Annotated in this window: 18 protein-coding genes and 1 pseudogene; 1 reads left to right on the forward strand and 18 read right to left on the reverse strand. The window is 59.1% G+C overall.

Going from position 1 to position 23,374, the window contains the following annotated elements:
* Positions 1-77: 77 nt before the first annotated feature.
* The gene (locus tag H281_RS0128415) at positions 78-728 is read right to left on the reverse strand and encodes a TetR/AcrR family transcriptional regulator (protein WP_020070540.1); all 651 of its coding nucleotides are present in this window, start codon (positions 726-728) and stop codon (positions 78-80) included.
* Positions 729-1,011: 283 nt separating this feature from the next.
* Between H281_RS0128415 and H281_RS37380 the strand changes: the two are divergent.
* Positions 1,012-1,187: pseudogene (locus H281_RS37380) on the forward strand (transposase); the annotation flags it as partial.
* Positions 1,188-2,422: 1,235 nt separating this feature from the next.
* On the opposite strand, the gene H281_RS0128425 reads toward H281_RS37380, so the two are convergent.
* The 17 genes from H281_RS0128425 to H281_RS0128510 form a co-directional block, all read right to left on the reverse strand.
* A complete protein-coding gene (locus H281_RS0128425) occupies positions 2,423-3,529 on the reverse strand; it encodes a porin (RefSeq protein WP_027805028.1) in 1,107 nt (368 codons plus the stop codon).
* A gap of 1,013 nt (positions 3,530-4,542) precedes the next feature.
* Positions 4,543-5,607 carry an ABC transporter ATP-binding protein gene (locus H281_RS0128435; RefSeq protein WP_020070544.1) on the reverse strand — a complete coding sequence of 355 codons (1,065 nt, stop codon included), beginning with the start codon at positions 5,605-5,607 and terminating at the stop codon, positions 4,543-4,545.
* A gap of 56 nt (positions 5,608-5,663) precedes the next feature.
* Positions 5,664-6,473: an ABC transporter permease gene (locus H281_RS0128440; RefSeq protein WP_020070545.1), complete on the reverse strand. Its 810-nt coding sequence runs from the start codon at positions 6,471-6,473 to the stop codon at positions 5,664-5,666.
* Positions 6,474-6,477: 4 nt separating this feature from the next.
* Positions 6,478-7,380, reverse strand: coding sequence for an ABC transporter permease (locus tag H281_RS0128445; protein WP_206362278.1), 903 nt, complete (start codon positions 7,378-7,380; stop codon positions 6,478-6,480).
* A gap of 78 nt (positions 7,381-7,458) precedes the next feature.
* On the reverse strand, positions 7,459-8,544 hold the full coding sequence (locus H281_RS0128450; protein ID WP_020070547.1) for an extracellular solute-binding protein: 1,086 nt from the start codon (positions 8,542-8,544) through the stop codon (positions 7,459-7,461).
* 38 nt (positions 8,545-8,582) lie between these two features.
* Entirely contained in the window at positions 8,583-9,548 is a 966-nt protein-coding gene (locus H281_RS0128455; RefSeq protein ID WP_020070548.1) for a membrane dipeptidase, read from the reverse strand.
* Positions 9,542-10,285, reverse strand: coding sequence for a hypothetical protein (locus tag H281_RS34980; protein ID WP_063828305.1), 744 nt, complete (start codon positions 10,283-10,285; stop codon positions 9,542-9,544). The genes H281_RS0128455 and H281_RS34980 overlap by 7 nt, the downstream gene beginning before the upstream one ends.
* 8 nt (positions 10,286-10,293) lie before the next feature.
* Positions 10,294-12,018, reverse strand: coding sequence for a hypothetical protein (locus H281_RS0128465; protein WP_020070550.1), 1,725 nt, complete (start codon positions 12,016-12,018; stop codon positions 10,294-10,296).
* On the reverse strand, positions 12,015-12,737 hold the full coding sequence (locus H281_RS0128470) for an IclR family transcriptional regulator (RefSeq protein WP_020070551.1): 723 nt from the start codon (positions 12,735-12,737) through the stop codon (positions 12,015-12,017). Before H281_RS0128470 ends, H281_RS0128465 begins: the two co-directional genes overlap by 4 nt.
* A gap of 515 nt (positions 12,738-13,252) precedes the next feature.
* On the reverse strand, positions 13,253-14,083 hold the full coding sequence (locus H281_RS0128475; RefSeq protein ID WP_020070552.1) for an amidohydrolase family protein: 831 nt from the start codon (positions 14,081-14,083) through the stop codon (positions 13,253-13,255).
* A complete protein-coding gene (locus H281_RS0128480) occupies positions 14,080-15,102 on the reverse strand; it encodes an NAD(P)-dependent oxidoreductase (protein ID WP_020070553.1) in 1,023 nt (340 codons plus the stop codon). The genes H281_RS0128475 and H281_RS0128480 overlap by 4 nt, the downstream gene beginning before the upstream one ends.
* Entirely contained in the window at positions 15,099-16,163 is a 1,065-nt protein-coding gene (locus tag H281_RS0128485; protein ID WP_020070554.1) for a LacI family DNA-binding transcriptional regulator, read from the reverse strand. Before H281_RS0128485 ends, H281_RS0128480 begins: the two co-directional genes overlap by 4 nt.
* Positions 16,164-16,175: 12 nt before the next feature.
* The gene (locus tag H281_RS0128490; protein WP_020070555.1) at positions 16,176-18,119 is read right to left on the reverse strand and encodes a TRAP transporter large permease; all 1,944 of its coding nucleotides are present in this window, start codon (positions 18,117-18,119) and stop codon (positions 16,176-16,178) included.
* Positions 18,120-18,158: 39 nt separating this feature from the next.
* The gene (locus tag H281_RS0128495; RefSeq protein ID WP_020070556.1) at positions 18,159-19,178 is read right to left on the reverse strand and encodes a TRAP transporter substrate-binding protein; all 1,020 of its coding nucleotides are present in this window, start codon (positions 19,176-19,178) and stop codon (positions 18,159-18,161) included.
* Between the two features lie 1,052 nt (positions 19,179-20,230).
* On the reverse strand, positions 20,231-21,385 hold the full coding sequence (locus H281_RS0128500; protein ID WP_020070557.1) for a porin: 1,155 nt from the start codon (positions 21,383-21,385) through the stop codon (positions 20,231-20,233).
* A 250-nt stretch (positions 21,386-21,635) separates the two neighbouring features.
* A complete protein-coding gene (locus H281_RS0128505; RefSeq protein ID WP_020070558.1) occupies positions 21,636-22,511 on the reverse strand; it encodes an ABC transporter permease in 876 nt (291 codons plus the stop codon).
* A 7-nt stretch (positions 22,512-22,518) separates the two neighbouring features.
* Entirely contained in the window at positions 22,519-23,355 is an 837-nt protein-coding gene (locus H281_RS0128510) for an ABC transporter ATP-binding protein (protein WP_020070559.1), read from the reverse strand.
* Positions 23,356-23,374: the final 19 nt, after the last annotated feature.

A 23,374-nucleotide genomic window follows, 5' to 3' on the forward strand; every position in this document is an offset into this window, starting at 1 on the left:
ATACTGCCAACCCTCGAGCAGTGTTGCGGGTTACCTCGAATAACCCAATAGGACAACGCCAAGGCAAGTTACAGCATTTATTTTTTCCCCAGCGCATGGACGCGCTGGACTGCCGCCGCCACATAATTGGCGCAAAGCTCGGCGGGATTTTCATCGAACATGCGGATCCGCCTCGTATTCTCAAGCAATAGCAGGCCGACACAGTGAGCGAAGAATGCAGTGACTTCCATCCGGGCTGTTGAAGGCGACGCGCCGAGTTCCATCAAAGCCGTCTCGAAGTGCGCAAGAGCGTCGCGCAGACGTTGATTCAGCGCGAGATTCAACTCGGGCGTCAACCCCTGCGGACGCATTCCGCCGAAGAGGTAGAAGCCCAAGTCGAGGTCTCTCGGATTCGATGCGTAGAATTCGTAAAAAGCCGAGGCCGCGAAAATGGCCTTCTTCGAGGCAGATCTCAAGCCACTGATCCGCTCAAGCACGGCATGGTTCAACCGCTCCAGCGACTCTGCGAGCAGCGCGCCGTAGATCTCCTCCTTCGCGCTGAAGTACGAATAGATCGCTCCGGGCGTATAGCCTGCCCGCTTCGCAATCTCCCTCATGTTCGCGCCCTCAAGCCCGCGCTCCTCAAACACCTGCCTGGCCGCAGTCAGGATATGGGCGCGTTTAGCGTCGTTTACGACAGCCAGCCGGTCGCGCCGCTGCTGCTCTTGAACGTCCTGCGCAACTTTCATAACCTCCCTCCTTTGTGAATGTTTGCATTTATCACCCCCATTGGCAATCAATTGAACACCGTTTATTTTACCTGTCACATGTTCTTTCTCTTTACAGACGCCACGGTACGCAAGCAAGCAGGACACCACAATTTGGCAGAGGGTGGGCGCTGGATGGGCAATTCGCTTAATGCCCAACCCAAGTCGAACAAGCACATGCTCAGACGGGGATGCAGGCGATCTAGATGGCCGAGGCACGAGCCGACCCCTATGGCGCTTCGACGGTTCCGTGTCGATCCGTTCGGCGAAATATCCGAAGGCCGCACCGCCGAGACGCTAGAAAAGGATCGTGAGAGCCTGGTGGCGTTCTGCGACTTCCCGGCCGAGCCCTAGCACAATCAGCGGACGACCAACGCTATGGAGTCAGCGCTCCCGACGGTAGTTCATCGAACGACGCGTAGTCGCAACTGCGTGTCGCGCCTCCTTTCCTCTGTCTGGTATCAGGCTGTTCGCGAAGGTATAAAAGCTGGCGCCGCGTCAACGGACCGGAGAGTCTCAAGCTTTTGCTCTCACGCGCAGGTTCGCCCTACCTTTTCGATGCGCGATGACTACGTCGGACAGTACAGTCTGGTCAGGGTCACAGATGCTTATGTCGACAGGCAAAACATCGACGATCTCGGTCTCAACGGCACGATCCCGCATTCACCCGACGCCCGTCCCACCATCTTGGCGTGCTGCTTAGCACCTACATCTACGGGTATCTCCACGGAGTATGCTCCAGCCCATACCTTGAGCGCGAACACCTTTGCAATGTCGAAATAGAATCGCGCGGTGATATCCGGTGGGGTCCTGCCAGCAGCCCTGGAAGCGCCCGCGCTTCTTTTCGTCCCCGGCCTCCCGATTGATTATGATCCCACTAGCGCCTATCATCTCGTAGGTCGCTCTTTCATTTCCGTCGGCGATACAACGTAGCGCCACTCCGCGTCTGACGCTCGCAAAAACAGCAAATGTGGTGCCGGAAAGACCGTAGGCTGAGGGCGACAAGACGATGGGATACAAGGCCGGACTTGTAAGGTGCCCGCGATCGAAAAAACGTTGGCGCGGGGATCGACTTAGATACTGTCCGCAATAATGACCACCGATTTAACGGGCATTGTTTTGTCGCAGGTGTATGCTCGCTTGGCCGACGCGCTACTGCGCAGCGGCTGAGGTGCAACCGCCGTACACGGTTTCTACGGGTGGACCGTTGAGACTGATGTTGGCAGTGAAGTGTCACAGCCGCGTCAACCACTCAGCGCTCGCGAATAGCAACCTTTCGTCTCGCGCCGGGACTAAACGTACTTCCTTCGCGCGAAAAGCCGCCTTGCAACTGCCATGGGTCGACCGGCTGCAAGGTCCGCACCCATCCACTCGATTTGCCTCGACGCACCCAGCGCCTCACTCCAACCGCAAGGGGTCACCGTCGGCTTGAGCTCCAATCAGCCGCAAACGCCAACCCGCAGGACACGCGACACCGCGTCATACCTCGTGCACATTCCGGCGCAGCAGCGATCCGGACCACAGTAATCCTCAAGTTCATCAGGCCTGTGATGCAGATTTGACGCGATGCTGGACACAGCTCACTGATCAATGTCCGCGCTGGAGAAGTGGTGAACGGCGATGCGGCCAATTTGCGCTTCAGCAGGCAGTACGGGCAGGGCGCCAAGCTGTCCTAGCTAGAAGTTATGCAGCACCCCAATGCGCGCACTGCCTTGCCAGCTAACCTGCGAAGGCGCGAAATCGTGGGCAATGACCGGGTCAACGCCGGACGACGACTTTAGATAGTCGACCGACGCGTACATTCGCGTGCGCTTCGACAAGCTGTAATACGCACCAAGACTCACCTGATGCCACTTATGCCCCTCGAACCGGGTGTGCTGATACGCCAGGGCGGTCAGCAGCGCAGGCGTTGCCTGCCACGTCGCCCCGGCCTCATAGACCTGCATCACCGTCGCGTCGCCCTGATACTTGAGACGCGTATTTGTCACGTTCGCAATCAACGACACATCTCCAATCGCATAGCTCGCACCCACGCCAAAAGTTCCCAGCGAATTGAGCGCGAACGACTCCTCGACCGGCGTCACGACATCGCCCACGCGCGTAACGACTGGCCGGCCCATGAAGCTGCGCAGGCCCATCGCCGCATATGGATCGAAAGTCGTGCCCGCGAGATACGTGTAAGCCGCCGCAGCCGTGAACGGCCCGTGGTTGTAGAACACGCCGCTGCTCCACGCGCTCCCCTGATGGAACGCGCCCGCTGTATTGCTGAACGAGTACATCGCAATCGCGGATAAACCTTGGAAATCGGGCGAGCGGTATTTCACCGAGTTGTTGAGGCGGTCGCCCAGTGTCCGGTCCAGGTCGCCTTGGTGAAAGCCGTAGCCCGAGGCGATCGCGGCCACGTTGTAATACCAGGCGAAATCGGTGGTCGCGTCGTACTGGCGACCTAAGGTGAGCGTCCCGTATGGCGAACTCACGCCCACGTAGGCTTGACGTCCGAATATCAGCCCGCCCTGCCTGAGTGAACCGTTGTCGAGGCTGAAGCCATTTTCTAGCTTGAAGACGGCTTTCATACCGCCGCGCAGATCTTCCGACCCATCGAGCCCCCAGCGGCTGCCGCGATAAACGCCGCTTTCCATACGAACGTTGTGCGCGCCGCCTTCGTTGTTCACTACTGTGATGCCTTCGTCGACGATGCCGTACAGGGCCACTGAACCTTGCGCGTGGGCGAGCCCTGTCATCGACGCCGCGGCAGCCGCGGCGAGCGCCATTCTGCTTTTCATTTCTAACCCTTCTTCTGTTGTAAAACGTGTGTGCGTGCGCCTCAGATGAGGACGTCGATAACCGCGGGTAATGCGTCTTCGATTGCGCCCGGTTGATAGCCGCCTTTCTGCAGGATGACGATGGCCAGCGCCTAGGTACGCATGATTCGACCCGAGCGCGCATCCGCAGCGCTCATGACGTGCGAATTCGCCAGCCGACCGTCGCCTGGCGCATCACAGCCCGCCGCGATCACAGACGCCTGCGCGCCAAAGGTCCGAGCGTGTCGATGCATGTCGAACTCCTCGCGACCGCCCGGTGGCCAGCACAAAGCAAGCGCGATGTGTTGTCATCCAGAACCGTATCGCGGCCGCCACCACGGGTCGCGTCGCCAGCACTCGCCTCTGAAGGTTCTTTGCTGGTCGGGCAACTCAGATTGCAGACATGGATGCCGGCATGCGAGAGCACGGGCACCGCCCTGCGCACAATGACGCGCGATGGTGGAAGCGCGTTGCGAATTGCTTCAGCGCTAGCGTCGTCCGTTTCGCCGGACTGCCAGCGCGCCCACGGATTACGTACGACTTCGAAGCAACCCCTGTGATACACGGCGATATCAGCGCGATGCCGCCATCCGCATGTTCGTCGGATACGCTGCCCACCGGCTTCAGAGCACGGGACGGACATGCAACGCACTCAGATCTTTCATGCGCCGTCGCAAAACAACCACGATAGAACGAGCGGCAGGGCATGTGGTGCATCTGACGTTTCCAATTGAACGTTATCGTTAAATATGGATTCCTAAATATCGAAAATAAGATTGGTAGATGCATATAATTACGTGATAACGCGCATCGCTAGACAGCCTTCGGACATCTGGCCGTACCCTTCACCCGCCAAAGCCGCTGTCCTCGCAGCAGATGCGTCGCGCAGCTGCGTTGCAGGGCGCTCGGCGCAGGCGCTTCGTGAGGGGGCCGTTCCGTTTTTCCTTCCTTTCGCTCAGCGAAGACAGCTAGGTTCGTTCGACGTGCGTCCGACATCACACCACGACGTGAAGATCAGACGACTTCCAGCCCACCGCACAACGAACACCGGGCGCAAGCTCGCGCGCCTCCGGGCCACGCACGCGCACGCGTAATGCGGTGTCGTCGCAACGGCCGCTTAGCAGCACGCTGTCTCCGTAATTGACCATCGTTTCGATTAGCAACTGGCGCTGCACGTCGCATTGATTGCGCTTGATGGCCTCGCCGCAATGAATCATCTCAGGGCGCAGCAACACGTCCACCTTCGCGCCCGGCATGGCCTCAAAGCGCTTGCGGCCCACAAAGTCGGCGCCCGGCAGCGCGAAGCGTCCTCCGCCTAGCGCGCGGGCGACGAACAGATTGCTGTCGCCCACGAACGACGCGACAAAACGCGTCGCCGGCTCGAAATACACCTCATCCGGCGTACCGATCTGCTCGATGCGGCCCTCGTTGAACACCGCGATACGATCGGACATCGTCATCGCTTCCGTCTGGTCGTGCGTCACGTAGATCATCGTCACGCCTAGGTCGCGATGGATGCGCTTCAACTCGACCTGCATGTGCTCGCGCATCGACTTGTCGAGTGCGCCGAGCGGTTCATCGAGCAACACCACATCGGGTTCGAACACGAGCGCGCGCGCAAGCGCAACGCGCTGCTGTTGGCCGCCGGAAAGCGCTGCGGGATGACGCGACGCATAGGCGCCAAGCCCTACCATCTCCAGCGCGGCTTTTACGCGACCTTGCTTCTCGGTCTTCGCGACGCCGCGCATGCGCAGCGGAAACGCGACGTTGTCGGCCACGCTCAGATGCGGAAACAGTGCGTAATTCTGGAACACCATGCCGATGTTGCGCGCATACGCAGGCACCTTGTCGATGGCACGTCCGGCGACTCGGATTGCGCCGGTTGTGGTGTGTTCGAAGCCAGCGATCATCATCAGCGTGGTGGTCTTACCCGAGCCCGACGGGCCGAGAAAGGACACGAACTCGCCGGGCTGGACGTCTAGCGATACGCAATCGACGGCACGATGCTGGCCATCGTAGGTCTTGCTGACCTGATCAAGTATGAGGGAGCGGGCTTGCATTGGAACCTCAGCGGAAAGAGGACAAACGGCTTTGAACCGGGTTACGACGATTACTGTCAGGAACGTGCGACGTTTGGCGTCACTGGCGCCGCGGGCAGGCGATGGCGCACCAGACGCACGGCGAGCGGCGCGAAGATCGTGGCGCATACGAGCGCGAGCATCAAAGACGACGCGGCGGAAATTACCGGATCGGCCTCCATGCGAAAGCTATTGAACATTTGACGGGGCAGCGTGCCGGTGTCGGGTCCCGCAAGAAACACGGCGATCACGGCTTCGTCGAAAGACTGGATAAACGAGAACAGCGTTGCGACCAGCACGGCGGGACGCAGCACGGGCAGCGTCACGAGAAAGAATGTGCGCGGCGGTCGAGCGCCGAGATTCATCGCCGCGCGTTCCAGATTGCGGTCGAACGACTTGATAGCGGCGGACAAAATAAGTGTGGCGACCGGCAGCGCCAGACACGCGTGCGCGACGATCAGCGCCGTGAAACTCTCGCTCATACGCAGTCGTCCAAAATAAGTGTAGTAACCGAGCGCCATGACGATCTGCGGCACAATCATGGGCATCATAAGCAACAGGTTAAATGCGCCGCGTCCGAAGAAGGTGTGGCGCACGAGGGCGAACGAGGCGGGAATCGCGAGCGCGAGTGCGATCAGCGCCGCCCACGAAGCGATGAACACGCTATGCCACAGCGAGCTCATCCAGTCAGGCGAGGCGAAGAAGCGCTCATAACTGGCCGCCGACCAGCCGGGCGGCGGAAATTCGAGCGAAGTCGCCGAGCTGAACGACATCAGCACGACAACCGCAAGCGGTGCGACCAGCACGAGCGCGATGAAGCAGGCGAGAATCTGAACGGTCTTTTTCATGAGGCTATTTCCAGAGCCGGTCGAGGCCGACAAAACGGTGATAGAGCGCGAACACGGCAAGCGTGAGCACAAGCAGGACGATCGACATCGCGGACGCCATGCCGAAATCCAGTACCTGTTCGATCTGGTCCCCCACCACGCCCGAAATCATCTGGTCGTGCGGACTGCCGAGCAGCGCGGGCATCACATAGAAACCCAGCGAAGTGATGAACACGAGCGTGCAACCGTTGACGACGCCCGGCGCGCTCAACGGCAACCACACTTGACGAAAGGCGCGCCAAGGCTGTGCACCGAGGCTTTCCGCGGCGCGCATAAGGCGCACATCTATGCGTTTCATGACTGCGTAGAGCGCCATCCCCATGAACGGCACAAGCGCATGCGTCATGGCAAGCGTCGAACTGAACGAGGTGAACAGCACGTGCGGCGCGGGTCGCCAGCCGAAGATTTCGAGCAGAACGGAGAGCGGGCCGCTCACGCCGAGAATCACCATCCACGCGTAGGTTTTGACGAGAAAGCTGGTCCAGAAACTAAGCGCGAGCACCGTAAGCACCAGCCGCGAAACGAATGCCGAACCCGTCGCCGCGACATAGGCAAGCGGATATGCGCAGACGAGCGCACACACCGTTACCAGCGCGGAGGTGAGAAACGTATGCGCGAGCACGCTGCGAAAATGCGCGGAGCGCAGCAGATCGACGAAATTTCCGAAGCTGAAAGTCGGCTCGCTCATGCTCATGTAGATCACGTAGCCGAGCGGCACGACGAAGAACACTGCGAGGAACACCAGCGCGGGCACGTAGAGCAGCCACGGATTGGGGCACCGCTCTGCGTGGTTGCGTTGCGTCTGGGCGAACGCGGCCTGCGCCGCTTCATCGACGATCGGCATGGTCGAAAGGGTCGGGTGAGCCAAGGTTGAACTCCTGGTTTTGAGGTACGCCCGCAACAGATGGCGCATGTGCAAGGAACGTCGAGAATCGATGACGGCGACTCAGAGCGTCATCCAGCGATCGAAACGCGACGCGATCTGATCGAGCTGCGGCAGCAACTTAACGCCATCGAGCATCACCGCCTGCTGCATGTGTTCCGAGGACGTCGGCGTGTTTTGCTTCGTCCCGGCGTCCATGTAGTCGAACGCCCTTGGATTGAGCGGGCCCGATCCATCGGTCGCACTGAAGTGCGCGAGGCCTGCCGGATTATTGGCGATATGCTGCACGAGCCGCCACGCGTTCCTCGCGCGTGGCGTACCCTTCGCCACCACCCAGCAGCCCTTGTCGACCACGGCCTGGTTCCAGACGATTTCGATTGGCGTCTTCGAAGTGTCCTTGACCGCTTTCGCGTATTCGTTCCAGATGGCGATGGCCTTTACCTCGCCGTCGCGCAGGAGTTGCTGCGACTGCGGACCTTCAGTCCACCACACGCGAATGGCTGGCTTGAGGCGGTCGAGCGCAAGAAATGCGCGGTCAAGATCGTAGGGAAAGAGGCGCTCGGGCGGTACACCGTCGGCGAGTAACGCGTAGGCCAGCACGCGCGCGGGATAGCGTTGCAGGCTGCGCGCGCCGGGGTATTGCTCGAGATTCCAGAAGTCGGTCCAGTTGCGGATCGCACCGCCGCCGAACGCATCCTTTCGATACGCGATCTGGTTCGCGAACGCATGCGTCGCGAGGCCGTTTTCGTAGATCGCGCCAGACCACAGCGCCTGCTCGTCAATATGGCCTTGCGCCGGCTCGATTAGATGCGCCGCGTTGGCTCGAGCGGTGTCGGTCACGCCCAGCGTCGTCACGTCGAATTGATACGTTCCGTTCCGCACCTGCGCGGCAAGCTTGGCGAAGGAGATCGGCGAGACTGTGCGGATCTGCACACCGGTATCCCTCGTAAACGGATCAAACAAGTACTTGCGCGCGGCGGCTTCCCAGTTACCGCCCCAAGTATTCACATAGAGCATATTGCCGTCGGCGGCCGCTGCGCGGCGCACCCAAGGAGGCGAGGCCAGCAGCGCCGTGCCTGCGGCGGAGGCGCGCAGAAAGGCGCGCCGTGAAACGGGCGGATCGAACGCATTATCGCCGTCGCTCTTCATGATGAAAGTCCTTACTTTGAAGGTGGGATCGCGACGCTTCAGCCGAACACGGACTGATAAAGACGCAGCCAGTTGCCGGCGGTTAGCTTGTGCACTTCCTCGGCGTTGAAACCGACGCGGCGCAGTCCGTCGTGCACTTTTTCCAGTTCGCCTGCGCTCTTGAGCCAGTCGGGCTTGGGCGTCTTCCCTGGATTCGCCGCCGACCCCGCCCCGTATTGCACCGAACGCGTCCAACGACCCTTGCGCATCCAGTCGAGATCAGGCTGGCCCGTGTTGTGGCTGAAATCGGTGCCGATGCCCACGCTGTCGATAGACGCGAGTTCGACCGTACGCGCTACCATCTGGCACCACGCGTCCACCGTCGTGCAGGCATCCTGAGGCGTGATGTTGCGATATGCGACGCAGCCGATCACCCCGCCGTTCTCCACTAATGCGCGCAACACGGCATCGCTCTTGTTGCGCTTGTGATCGAAAATCGCGCGGGCGTTGGCGTGCGTGATCGCCACCGGTTTTTCCGACCATTCGATAGCGTCGAGCGTAGTGCGATCGCCGACATGCGAACAGTCGATTACGACGCCGACGCGATTCATCTCGCGCACCACTTCGCGGCCGAAACGCGCCAGACCGCTGTCCCGAGCTTCGTAGCAACTGCCGCCCAACTCATTCTGGTTGTTGTAGGTGAGTTGAACGACGCGCACGCCCATATCGGCGAAGAGTTCGATATAAGAGAGGCGGTCCTCGAACAAATTGCTGTTCTGGTATCCGAGCAGCACCGCGAGCTTGCCATCTTCATCGGCACGGCGAATGTCGGCACTGTTGCGCGCAATGACGATAACGTCCCCGCATTCGCGCTCGAAATCTAGCCAGCGCCCGAGCGAGTCCATCGATTCGAGCGTACCTTCCCAAAAGCCGAGCGTCGGTGTGACGCAGGTAAAACCGCTGGTGCGCAGGTTTTCAAAGACTTCGCGCGTGAAGTGGCCACATTGCAGAGCATCGATCAGCATGAGATCTCCTTGTTTCCATGAGTTGGTGTCGCGTCGCTGCCAAGCTGCGTCGCGCCGGTGTAAAGCAACGAGAGATCGGTTTCATCTTCGTCCGTGCGGCCGATCACACGACCCTGGGCATCGACGATAACGGGTCCCGCGTGACGGCGCGATTCGTACGAGTCCCGCGCCAGCGCATCGTTGGCGCGATGAAAGAGCGCCCACCAGTACGCGCGCTCTACACGCAATCCTTCATGCACGATGCGCGCGATCATGTTCTGGCCCTTCGCTGAGGAAGCGTGAAACAGCACGCGATGTGCGTCGTCGCGCGCTTCCACGTTGGCTTCGAGACCGTATGGTTGCGCCAGCGCCACCACCACTCGCAATTCGTCCGCTTCGCTCGCGTCTTCTACGACGAAGCAGGCGTCGCGACCTTCATGGGCGGCGTCGACGGCCAGATCGACGAGCGTGAGCGCGACGATCCAGGCATGCTGGCCGGCGCAACGCATACGTGTCACCCCGTCATCGAGCGTATCGATCAAAACAGACGACGGCCGTTCCTGTGTAAGTTGTCCTAAGTGTTTGGTTAAATGAACAAAGCCGTCCGTGGATAGCGCGGTCGAAAGCAGCGCGCAATCGCGCAGCGCGGGCACAAGCCCTTCGTCGACACGCGCCAACTGCATGAGACGTTCAAGCACCTGACGGCTCTCGCGTAAGCTGACGGTGATGAGATCGGTTTTCTTCGTTTCAATATTCACGAGATCGCTCAAAGAATCGGTTCGGCGGGATAGAACCAGTGCGGATCGGCGCTACCGGATTGGAGGTCGTCGGGCGTCGGCGCCCCATGGAATAGTACGCCGCGCAGGTTGCGGTTAAGGAAATCACGGGTCTTGTCGATGCCGTGCACGCCCACATTCAGCAGACGGGTTATGTGGGCAGGAACGAACCCTTCGCTCATGATGTCGGCATGCGGCGAGTGAAAATGCGTGCCGTGCAGCGCCTGCACGCGCGTGACGATGGCGCGATGCCACGGTTGCCGGGCGAGAAACGCCGCCGTACTGGCCGATGCATCAAATTTTGCGAGTTCCGCGTGCAGATGCACGACCTGGCGCGGCACATCGAGCGCGAGGTTGATTGCATCGCCCGCTTCGTCGCGCAGGCCTCGGCGCGGCTCTTCCGCCGTCACCGACTTGTACCAGACGTAGCGCGCGCTTTCATCGTCGAGATCCATCGCGAAGGCCCAAGCGTAGTCGTGGCGCAGAATCTCGCGCAGGCGGCCCACGCGCATGGCGGGTTCAAGCTTCAGTTCCTCGTCGATTACGAGGGTTTGCGCGAGCGCATCCGCTTCGTCGGGCACAAGCTCGATAAGCAGGGAATGCAGCGTTTCCAATCCTTCCTGGTGCACACGTCCTGCCAGTGAAGCGCAGAGCTTGGCGAAAGGGGCTGCGCCCAGCGGTACGCTGGCGCGTGCGCGATCGAGCAAAGACTGCACGTCCGCGCGTATGATGACGAGTGCATCCGCGACCACGTCGCTCGATGCGACTTGCTCATAGGCGGCGCGATCTTCGCGGCGGAACTGGATTGCCCTATCAAGCAGGCGCAGCAGCGTTTCAGTCTGCGCGACATCCGGTTTGAAAACCCGCGCACGCGCCAGCGCCTCTTCGCGGATCCACAGCCAGCGGTCGATCAGTCGCGGATGGTTATTCACGAATAGCATGAGACCGAGCGCCGAACCATTGCCAACGCCCAAAAAGCGGCGCATCGGCGCGGCCAGTTCGACAGCCTGCGACGACGCGGCACGCGCCAGATGACCGAGCAAATCCTGAGCGAACACCCGCATCATGTAGGCGCACAACATTTGCGCAGATAGCGACGCGCGCAACGGATGGTCGGTCTCCAAGGAGAGGAACGAGCGCGTGCCGAAGGTGCCGTTGCCATCCAGCCCTGTGTTGCGCATGAGATAGCAAGTCTGCGCAAGTTCGGAGACATCGGGCTGACGGCCTGCTGCAAGTGCCTGCAACGCGTGATCGAAAAAGCGTCCACTGCGGTTGGAGCGACACCAAATTAACGTGCCGGGAGTCGCGCGCCCTTCATAGAGCCGGGGCATTTCCCGCTGCGTCTCGGCCAGCGCGGCGTCGCTCATCTCGCCCTCGACCAGCGCGCCCATCATGTCCCACGATCGGCCGATGATGCGGCCCGTGCGCCCTTCCGGCGACGGCTCTTTCGAGAACACCGGAAACGTGAAGCGCCAGCTGCCGATGTCGATGCGATAGCGCGCCACGCCGTTGCCGCGCCCATCGATATCAAAGCGCGTGCAGACGATCGACCAGCGTTCGCGCATCGCGCGGGTCATCAGCGAGCGCGATGCGCTCACGCGCGACGGCTGGATCGCGGCGAGCCGTTCGGGCAGCATCAGCTCGGCGGGTGCCCGCATCTGCCTGACGAGGTCTTGCAGCCCGGTCGGCGCGGGTGGGTTGAGCACGAGGCTCATTTTGCGTCTCCTTTCAAACGTGCATTGATGTTCTGCGCAGCGGCCTTGACGAGCGCGGCGCAGTTGTCCATTTCAAAACCGACGGTCGGGCCCGAAAGCGCTACCGTGGCAACACAATCGCCGCGCTCGTCGAACACGGGCGCCGCCACCGCCGACACGCTGCGCGGTCCGGTCATGCCGTTGATCGCATAGCCGTCGGCGCGGATCTTTTCCATCATCGAGTCGTCGGGCAACACCGTGCCCGCCTCCCGCCAGCGTTCGCGCTGCCCGGGCGACGCATAGGTCGCGAGAATGCGCCCCATCGCCGTCAACTCCAGATTCAAATGCGCGCCCACGCGCAGATCGGCGCGCAGCACGCCGCGGGATTCCACGCGGCGCACTATCACGGCCTCGGGGCCGTCGAGCACTGCGAGGGAGGCGGTCTCGTTGCTGTCGGACACGAGGTCCTGGAGCACATCAGCGACGCGCGCGCCCAGCTTGGCCTGCTCCATTGCTGCATTGGCGTAGCGAACCATCCGCAGCGTGAGGCGGTAACCACCAGCGTCGGTCTGTTCGACAAGGCCGCCCTCCGCGAGCGTGACGAGGCGTTGCAGAGTAGCGCCCCGCGCCTCGCCCAAGGCGCGCGCGATCTCGGATAACGCCATGGGGCTTGAAGCGGATGCAACCGCATCGAGCACGGCCAAAGACTTCAGCACCGACGACAAGGCACGCACTGCCATACTTGCTCCTCCTTTTTGTCTTCTATTAGAAGACGTTGTCTTCTATTAAATATAGCCTATGCTTGAAAAAAAGTCGTGTCAAAGCTTTCCGTTTCCGGGTTTACCTTTTGCGCTGAAACCAGTGAACGCCTGATGAACGAGGCGGGCGACGATCTCGTCGCCGCGCGTTGGGCCTTGCCCAAATGCCATGCTCAAGGGGCAAGCAATCTGACCGGCAATGTTTGTGGACGCTTGCCGATACAGTCGTCGGGACCTCGAACGAATCGTTCGCATCGTCGGCTGGTTGTTGACCTATTAACCTGCGACTTGACACAAAAAAACCGACGCGATTGCGTCGGCAAAGAGGCTCCGGGCGGAGCCTTGAGAGAGCGGTACGTCGTTCAATACTTCAGTACGACCTAAGGATCGCCGCTTTCGGCGTGCATACCGCTGAAGCGTATGCAGTCGCCCGCAAGTAGCGAATCGACCCGGTTATGACAGATTCACCGCATTCGATGGGTGCTGAAAGGCACACGCTAAAATCCGTAAAGCGCGGCTGGATTACTGGCGAGTATCTGCCTGCGAACTGATTCGTCAGGCGCCCAATGCGACAGTAACGCAAGCATCTCGGCATCGTTCGCTCGCGATTTGCGGCCCGGGTGTGGCCAGTTGCTTGCCCATAAACAGCGTTCGGGATTATGTTCTATCAAGGCACGGGCGAGCGTGCTGACATCATCGTATAGCGGCGGTCCAATCTTCGATGTTTCGTATGGCGCCGATACCTTCACCCACGTTCGCCCTGCATCGAGCAGATTCAAAAGGCTCCTGAAGCCTGAATGATCAGTCGCAACGGGCTCGAGAAACTTGCCGATATGATCGATCGTCAGCAAGCACGGCAGCGCACGCAAACGCGCTTCATATTGCGCTAACTCACGGCCATCGAGTTGAAGGTTGACCACCCAGCCAAATTCCGCAATGCGGCCCGCGATTTCTTCGAGGTCGTCCCACGCAAGTATGCCACCACTGCCTGGAATCATCATAAAGCGCACTCCACGCACACCTGCGTCGTGCATGGCTTGCAATTCGGCGGGTGACGTATCAGGCTTGATTACAACGATGCCGCGCGCCACACCGCCCGACATTTGCAATGCTTCGAGCAGGCATCGGTTATCGTAGGCGTAACCCGTCGGCTGCACGAGGATCGCTCGCGTGAGACCCAAGCGCTGAAGCACTTTCTCGTAGTCGCTCCACGACGCCTGCGGTGGTCCGTAAGTCGATGTGCTCGCGAGCTGGTATCGTTCAAGCTCGTAGATATGGACGTGACAGTCACACGCATTGTCGGGCATGTTGGCAAACGCGTCGTTCAAGACTGCTCTCCTTGCAAGACGCCGGAGAAACCCGGCAAACGGCCGAGTCGCGCGGCATACTCTGCGTTGACCGCATGATCGGGCATGACGCCGTTCAGCAGCGAGCGAACCTGACGCACGGTATCCATAGCCTGATGCTCGACTGCCGACGGGGTCAAGCCGCCCACATGCGGACTCGCTACGAGCTTTGGATGAACGGCGAGCGCCGGAGACGGCATCTGATCGGGCGCCCGTCCCACATCCACGGCGGCGCCAGCTATTACATTGGTATCAAGCGCGTGCAGCAATGAGTTGTCGTCAACGAGTTCGCCTCGCGACGCATTGATGAAAAACGCCTCCGGCCGCATACTTGCAAACGCCGCGCTATTAAAAAGGCCAGCGGTGGCCAGCGTGGCTGGAGCAAGACAGACGACATAGTCGCCATGTTTCAACACTTCTTCGAACGAAACCTGCTCTATGCCTTGCTCCTTGATCGTCACCATCGGGTCCGAGACGATCACGCGCATTCCCATCACCACCCCGAGTTCTGCAAGTCGCTTGCCGATAAACCCATATCCCACAATCCCAAGCACCGAACCACGCAATTCGCGTCCCATCGCAATGACAGGTGTATGTTTTTGCCAGTAAGCCGCTGCGGCCGCACTGATGCCGCGGCTCAGATCGATCATCACGCCGATCACCCACTCAGCAACGGAGGTATCGAAGCCCGGCGTTGCCTGGGTGACTAGTACCCCATGACGGCTCGCTGCGTCAACATCGATATTCCGGATATCCACCGCGACGCGGCAAAATGCGAGCACCTCTGGCAACTGATCGAATAACGCAGCGGGCGCTGCTGCATCGCGGCTTGCAATCACGATCTCATGACCCTGTGCTTCGCGAATGAGTTCGTCGAGCGATAAGGGCCGGCCAAGCGAATTAATTGTCACATCGCCAAGCGTCTTCAGTTTAGTCAACGCCCGCTCGCCGTAGTAGTTCTTGAGCGCGTCGGACGAGTGGGTTAGGTAGATTTTTGTCATTTGGGAGGTGCCGCCTTTTTGGCGCGCGCCGGCTTTGCGACCGACTGACGCGCAATTAACGTAGGTTGGAAAAGAAAGTCTGCAGCAGGAAGATCTGGCTGCGTGCAACGAGCGATCGCCCGCTCGACCATCGTGTTCGCCATCTCGGCAAGTGGCATGGCGACGGACGTCAGGCCGGGGTTCACGAACGCCGCCACGGATAAGCCATCCATGCCGACAACGGATACATCGTCGGGCACGCGCAAGCCGAGTTGCTGCAGGCCCGACATAAGGCCGATAGCCAGCATGTCGTTGACGGTGACAATGCCCGTCGGCATGCATCGCGTTGCGGCGACCTGACTCGCCATGGCGAAGCCGAGGTCCGCGAGTTCGGAGTCGCCAAACGCCTCGGATATCTGCCCCTCGATAACCCTCGCCGTACAGCGCTTACCTTCTCGCGACACACGTTCACGGAAGCCGTCAATCTTGTCCCCGCGGCTCATCGTCTTGCCGCCCGGCAACAGGAACGCTAGGCGCTTGTGGCCGTGATCAATCAGATGATCCGCCGCGAGATAACCCGCCTGGTAGTTGTCGGCGGACACATGATCGACTAGCGAGTGGCTGCCGTTGTTCGCGCTGCGGTCGTAACTCACGACCGCCAGTCCGCGTGAGACGGCTTCGTCTAGATGGCGCTCGTCGTCCAGGGAGGAAACAATGATCACCGCCCTTACGCCGAAAGACAGCAGGTCGTCGATCATGCGCGATTCCTGCTGCTTGTCGCGATGCGTATTACCAAGCAGCAGCCGGTAGTTGAATCGTGTCTGTGCCGCAGCTTCCACGTTGAGCGCGAACTGACCGTACATAGGGTTCGCGGTCGAAGGCACGAGCAGGCCGAGCATCGGCGTGTGCCCTGTCTTCAATTGCCGGGCAGCGCGATTTGGACGGAACGCGAGCGTACGGATTGCCTCTTCCACTCGCGAGTAAGTTTCCGCGCTGAGCTTCTCGGTACGCCCGTTGAGCACGTTTGATACAGAACTCGCCGATACCCCTGCAAGCGCTGCGACATCGTGAATCGTAGCCATGGGTTAACCGCTTCAGACCATGTTGAAATGCCGTGGCAGCCATAACGAAATGGACGGCACGAGGACCAGGAGAACGAGCATCACGACCAGCAAGGCAAGATACTTAAACATGCGCCGCGAGACATCCTCAATGCGCGTGCCTGTCATTGCGCACGTGGCGCATAGACCGAGACCGAACGGTGGGGAAAACAGACCGAGTCCCATCGCAGTGACGGCAATGGTCCCGAAATGCAGCGGGTTCACGCCAACGTGCACTGCAATGGGCACGAGCAACGGCCCGAAGATGATCAGCGCGGGCGCGCCTTCCAGGATGGCGCCAAACACGATCATGATCAGCACCGATACCGCTAGGAACGCCACGCTCCCGTAGTTGTGCGCGAGAGCAAGCATTCCGGCCGACAACATCGCCGGAATCTGCAGGATCGTCAGCGCGAACGCTACGCTGGACGCCGCGGCGATGATGAACAGGATGCCCGCGGCCATTGCAGCAGCACGTACGAACAACGCTGCAATGGCACCTGGCGTGAGCTCTCGGAACGTAAAGCCGCCTATTACGAGCGCATAGACCACGGCGAACGAGGACACTTCGGTCGATGTCGCGACGCCTGAGGTCACGCCTTTGCCGATCATGATGACCATCACGAGCGCGACCAGGGCGCCGCCCAGCAGCCTGCATATAGGCCTGCGGCTCTCAAACGCCGTCTTCGGTTCAATCTTCTTGCCGAAGATCACGACGAGCGTTGCGAGCGCGATCGCCATCACGACAGCGGGGACTATGCCCGCAAGAAACAGCCCACCAATCGAGATGTTCGCGACAAAGCCAATGATGATCATGTTGATGCAAGGCGGAATGGTCTCGGCCATCACGCCTGACGCCGCAAGTACCGCGGCGGTCTCGTTCGGGTCCTGCTTCGTGCGTCGTACTGCTGGCACGACAATACCTCCAACTGCCGCGATATCGGCAAGCTTCGATCCGGATACGCCCGAAAAAAAAGCCGTGGCGAGGATGGCGATTAGGTTCATCGATCCCCGTACGCGACCAAAGATGCGCACTAGCAATTCGATCAATCGCGACGACATGCCGTTCACTTCCATCACGAGGCCCGCTAGCACGAAGAACGGAATGGCGAGCAACACGAAGTGATCCATGCCAGCCATCACTTGCTGGGAGTAGACGATCATCGGCAGACTGGGGTCGCTGATGAAGTACAGCAAAGCCGAGAGCGCGAGCACAAACGCGATGGGCACGCCGACCATCAATCCGCCGACAAAGCCAGCCAGCAGCATCGCGCAGGGTGCAACCGCATACTGCTCGAATTCCGTGTTCCAGCCCCACAACGCAGCGGCAGCAATGCAGCAGGCAAGCAGAGTTAACCAGATGGTGCGCGGTGCACCGGCGATCGCGCTCGCGACAGCGACCACGGTCATCAGTAACGCGCCGAGCAATACGGGAAGCACGTTGAGCCACTGTGGCAAGCCCATCGGCGTGGTCACGTTTGCCGAGTCTTGGAGCAGCAGCCACGCGGAGTAAGCGAGGCCGCCCGCAGTTCCTGCGATGACCCAATAGCCAATCTGCAACGCAACTGCGCGCCAGGCGAGGGGCAACAGTGCACGAAAGAAATCGATGTTCACATGCTGCCTCCTCGCAAGCACTGTCGCTCCGCCAAGGAACACCATCATGATCATCAGGCCGCGTGCGACCTCTTCAGCCCAGTCAACCGGCTGGTGCACGAAGTATCGAAGTATGACCGAGACGAACACCACTAGCACATCCATGCCGAGCACCACCGCGCACAGACGTTCGATGAACGTGCACAGCGTGGCGAGCAAATGGCCGCCTGTGGACAGCGTACCGAAACCCCATGCGCTCGACGTAATCACGCGCCCTCCCACTTTAGCCGGCGCTTCCGCAATGTGCAGGTCCTGCGTGGCAATGTTGCTAAATAAATCGTTCATATCAGCTCCCCATCCTTAACACTCCAAGCGTGTGCAAACTCAGGCTCGCGCGGCGTCGATTGCGGCAAGCACGGGTGCTGTCACCGGATTGCTACGCGTGAACGGAACCCACAGCTTCTCGCGCATCAGCTTGCGGATGTTGGCGCGTTCGGCGTCCGCCATCGGATAAAAGGTCATGCCTGCTTTCTTGAGCGAGGCGATGGCGTCGGCGCCCTTGGTGGCCGCAGCCTGCCGCTGATAAAGGCTCGCTTCATGCGCGGCTTCACAGAATTGCGGCTTGATCGCATCGGGGATCTTCGAGAGGCCGCGCTTCCCGATCACCGTAATGCACGGGCTGAACAGGTGGTTCGTCTGCCAGCTGTTCTGCACGACTTCGTTGAGCTTGTTCGATAGCACACTTGCCGCGTCATGTTCGAAGCCTTCGACCACCCCCGTCTGCACCGCGGTGTACACCTCGTTGAAAGCGATCGGCGTCGGGATCGCGCCCATCAACTTGAACGTTTCGATAAAGGCCTGCGTCGGCAGCACGCGGAGCTTCACGTTCTTCAATTGCGCAATGTCTTTGATCGCAGGCTTCGTGTATACGCTGCGCGCGCTGAAGTGCGAACCCCATCCAACGACTGAGCAACCTGTTCGTGCTTGCAGCAGCTTGTCGTAGATATCCGCGACGCCATGGTCGACCGACTTGCCCACATGCGCCCAGTTATCGAAAAGAAATCCGAGATCGAGCAACGCGAATTCGGGGAGCGCCGTGGCCCAGATCGAACTGCCCGTGATCATCATGTCGATGGAACCAAGCCGCACTTGCTGAACGACATCCGCCTCCTTGCCCAGTTGCCCGTTTGGAAAGAAGTCGACGCGGATCTGGTCGCCCACGCTCTTCTTCAAGTTCTCCTGAAGACGTTGGTAGTAGATGTAGTGCGCGGAATTCTCGTCGGGGGTCATCGTCGATGAAAAGCGCAACTGAACCGGTGCCGCAGCTCGGCCGACTTGTGGCACCACCAATGTGGCGGCAGCCGCGCCGGCCGCATGCAAGAAGTGACGACGTGAAGCCTGCATGTCTTTGTCTCCGTCTGACTTGTGGTTGGTAGAACGATTTACTAAACCGTTGCTCCGATCATAGGGACAATTTTTTAAGGCTTCAATATCCAAGGGTTAACACTGTCTATAGGGGAATACCCCGCATGAATCGGGAAAATCTAAGTCGCGCCGCGAACCGATCTCGCCAGCATGATTGTGATGACAAGGCACATGCGTGCTGGCATGGATGACTTTCCACTATGGTTCGTTCGAACGTGCCATGGTTGACCATCGCGAAACCGCGATAAGACCAGAGAGGAAACTCGCACGTCGCCCACAAACGCGGCATCAAACTCCGGGTTGCGGGACCCGAACTTCGATGCGTCGCCGGCGATGATGCTCTGCTCGCCCTGCGGCAATTTCAAAACTTATGGGCAACCCAATCGACTGCTCCTCCGGAGTCGCGAATAGTAGAAATCAAGGCGACTAAGGCCAGAAAATTCGCGACGCTTCAGGTCATCCGAAGGACCTGACATTCCATTTAAGTTGCCCGAACAGGAGTCTGAGCCCTTCTTTCGTGCGTCGGAAATTGAAGGTACCGGTCTCGCGATCGTGAAAGAGAATCTGTGAGTTCATAAAGGTTCAGTTCGCCTGAGTAACCCACCCGACGGCGGCCTGGAAGTCGCGGTGACCTTGCCGCTGCGTGGCAGCGACTAGGTGTTCAGCTCACTGGACACCGGCATTCCGCGCAAAAAGTACCCCGGCGATGGTCCTTGACGCACGTTACTGCGAGGTGGCGCGATTCGGCCCACAACGGACCGAGCATTCACTCCGGCATCAAACGCTTCATGGCACAACCAGCGACGCGGCCATCGAGTAGATATGCTTGATTTGAGGTTGTCAGTATTCGACTGATCGCTGTCATTGCGATGCCTCCGTGCTTCATTGTCTACGATGATTCTGGCGACTCACCGGAGAGCCACCGTTCCCCGGATCGCGCCTCGGTAGCCCCAGCGACAAATGTACATTGGACCCGCCTTACCAGCGCGGGTCCAATGCTGACCGATACCAGGACCGATGCCTTGGCTGTTCTAAAACCGATGGCGGATGCCCGCAGATACGTTAATCTGGGTCTGCGTCGATGAGGTAGCGCTCAGCGTATTCAGATATGCATGAACTTCAGGATTGGAGCTCACATGCTGATACTGCCCGATCAGATAAAGGTCCGTTCGCTTGCTGAGGAGATAGTCCGCAAGGAGGCTGACCTGGTTGTAGTTCGGAGCCAGCCCTCCGCCAAGATTCGAGCGCGTATAGGTGTAAGCTCCAGAAAGCAGAACCGAAGGCGTCACGAAGTAGCGTATGTTCCCTTCGAAGTTCTGAAACCGGGCGCTGTCGCCAGCGAAAGAAATACCGGCGTGCGTTCCCGATTGCCCGGCTGAGACTCCGCCGCCGGCCGCGTTGCTGAGATTTGTCTGGCTGTACACGAAGCCGAGTATTGCTGAACCGAACGAATAGTTAATGCCACTACCAAAGGTCCGTTGCGTGCCCGCCTTGAATCCATATGTGCCCGTTGCTGTGCCAGGGCTGGTCACTGCGACAGCGAAGTTATTCACGTCGTTGTTAAGCTGGAGATAACCGGTTGCGACAGTCAATCCCCCGAATACGTATGACGCGCCGAAGCTGTACGCCCGGTTATTTGCGAACTCAGTCGAGTTCGAGAAACCATACATTCCGCCGAACTTGAAGCCACCGTAGTTAACGCTCGAATATTTGATCGTGTTGTTAAGGCGGATAGCGTTGTCGAGGTTGTCGTTGTCGTACGGGTGAGCGAAGAACGTTCCTCCGGAAGCGGTCCCGGTGAGCGACAACGGCGCAAGATAATCCACGACGCCATCGTACTGCCGGCCCATCGTGACGGAACCATACTGCGAGGATGACAGCCCAACAAATGCCTGCCGGCCAAATAGTCGCCCGTTTTGTCCCAATGTGCCGTTGCTGATGTTGTAACCGTTTTCCAACGTGAAAATGGCTTTGAAACCACTACCTAGTTCTTCCGAGCCGCGCAGGCCCCAACGACTGCCGTTTATATTGCCGCTGGAAATGGACCAGACGCTGTGGCCACCAACGTTGCTCGTGTAGCTGATACCTTCGTCCAACACACCGTACAAAGTCACACTGCTTTGTGCATGGGCAGCAGAGGCTGCGAGTCCAGCGACCGCCAATACGATCGTGTTCGTTCTTTTCATTTTAACTCCTCCAGATAAACACTACAATAATGTAGTAGGTAGAACTAAGTTTCTACCGCATCATTGAACGACTTGAGCAATCGCTCTTTGTCTTCTTTTCACAGCCCGTGATATCCAGATGGCTTTTTCCCAACAGGACGCGGTCGCTAAAGCAACGTCTCCTCCACAAATACCTGTGCGACCGCTCGCCCCGCTTTGTTTCTTATCCGTCTGTCAGGGAAGCATCCGCCTGCTTCCTGAAGTGACATCTTTACTGCTGCTCGATATCAAGTGGTGGTCGCCACTTCGCAAATCGATTTTCAATGACAGTCATGATGAATTCAGCAGTCAACGTGACTATCATTACGAGCACGATTGCGGCATACATACCCGATGCATCAAAGGTTCCCTTCGCGATGGAGATGAGCTGACCGATACCAAAGCGCGCACCAACGAACTCTCCGACGATGGCGCCGATGATGGCGAAACCAAAGCTGACGTGCAAACTGGCAAAGATCCAGCTCATCGCAGATGGAATGATCACGCTGCGGTTTAACTGCCTCTTGCTCGCCCCGAGAATTCTTGCGTTTGCGATGGTATTTTTGTCGGATTCCCTGACACCCTGGAAGGCGTTGGAAAAGACAATGAAGAACACCATCACGAATGCGAGCGCGACCTTGGAGGCAAGGCCCAATCCCATGATCATGATGAATATCGGCGCCAGCACAACCCGTGGAATGGAATTGATGGCCTTGATGTATATGGAGAAAACGTTGGCAAGAAACCGGCTTCTCCCAAGACCGATGCCAACAAAAACGCCAGCGATCGATCCGGTAAAGAAGCCGATAAGGGCCTCCTGCATGGTCACCCATAAGTTGTACCAGAGAGAGCCTTCAGCGGTTCCATCCACAATCCATCCGTACAAGCGTGTAACGATCGCACTCGGGCTCGAGTAAAAGAATGGATCGATCCAATTGAGATTTGAGGAAAGCTCCCAGAGACCGAGCGTGGACAACAGGACCGCTATCTGACAGATTAAGACGAGGTGCTTCTCCCGCTTTATCTTGCGCATGGCAGCCGCTTCGAACTCAAAATCTGTGTTTTTGCTGCGGTAGCGCGGAACAGCGGCAACGATCTTCTCAGTCATATCATCCTCAGGCGGCTTCTGTTGAACCGCGATAACTCGTTTCAACCTCTTGTCTAAGGTCCTCCCAGATCGTCTTGCAATACTTGATGAACTGGGGCTCGTAACGAATATCGGAAACTACACGCGGTCGCGGGATGTCAATGTGATAGACGGACTTGACTGTTGCCGGGCTCGCGGTTAACACGTAAATCTTGTCCGCCAGTGCCACCGCTTCCTCGAGGTCATGTGTGACAAAGATCACAGAAGCCTTGCGCTCCGCCCAGAGCTTAAGCAGTACCTCATGCATGACCGTCCGTGTCTGTACGTCTAGAGCCGAGAACGGCTCATCCATCAGAAGGATCTCCGGTCCGTTGATAAAGGTTTGAGCGAGCTGCACTCGCTTTCGCATGCCGCCGGAGAGTTGATGCTGATAATGGTGCTCATACTTCGAGAGGCCGACCCGGGCGAGCCATTCCCGGGCGAGAGTTGCGGCTTTCGCGTGGTCCATACCGCGGTACAGCGGCCCAGCCATGGTATTGGATAAGACGTTGCGCCAGGGAAATAGCGCGTCAGTCTGAAAGACAAACCCGACCCGCGGATCGATCCCCTTGATCGGTCCACCCATCAGCTTCACCTCCCCCGCACTGGGTTTGGCAAGCCCTGTGACAAGGTTAAGAGTCGTCGACTTTCCACAACCTGTGGGTCCGACTACAGCGACAAACTCGCCACGCTCCACACTCATGTTGAAGTCGCGCAAAACAGTCAGTGACTTTCCGGTTGGCGAAACGAACCGCCGGCTTACATTGATCAGCTCGATTGCGGGAGACTGATTTTTATGCTGTGTGTTCAAGATAGTTCTTCCCATCTCAATACGTTAGTATGAC

This window comes from Paraburkholderia caledonica (assembly GCF_000383275.1).
Lineage (GTDB): Bacteria > Pseudomonadota > Gammaproteobacteria > Burkholderiales > Burkholderiaceae > Paraburkholderia > Paraburkholderia caledonica.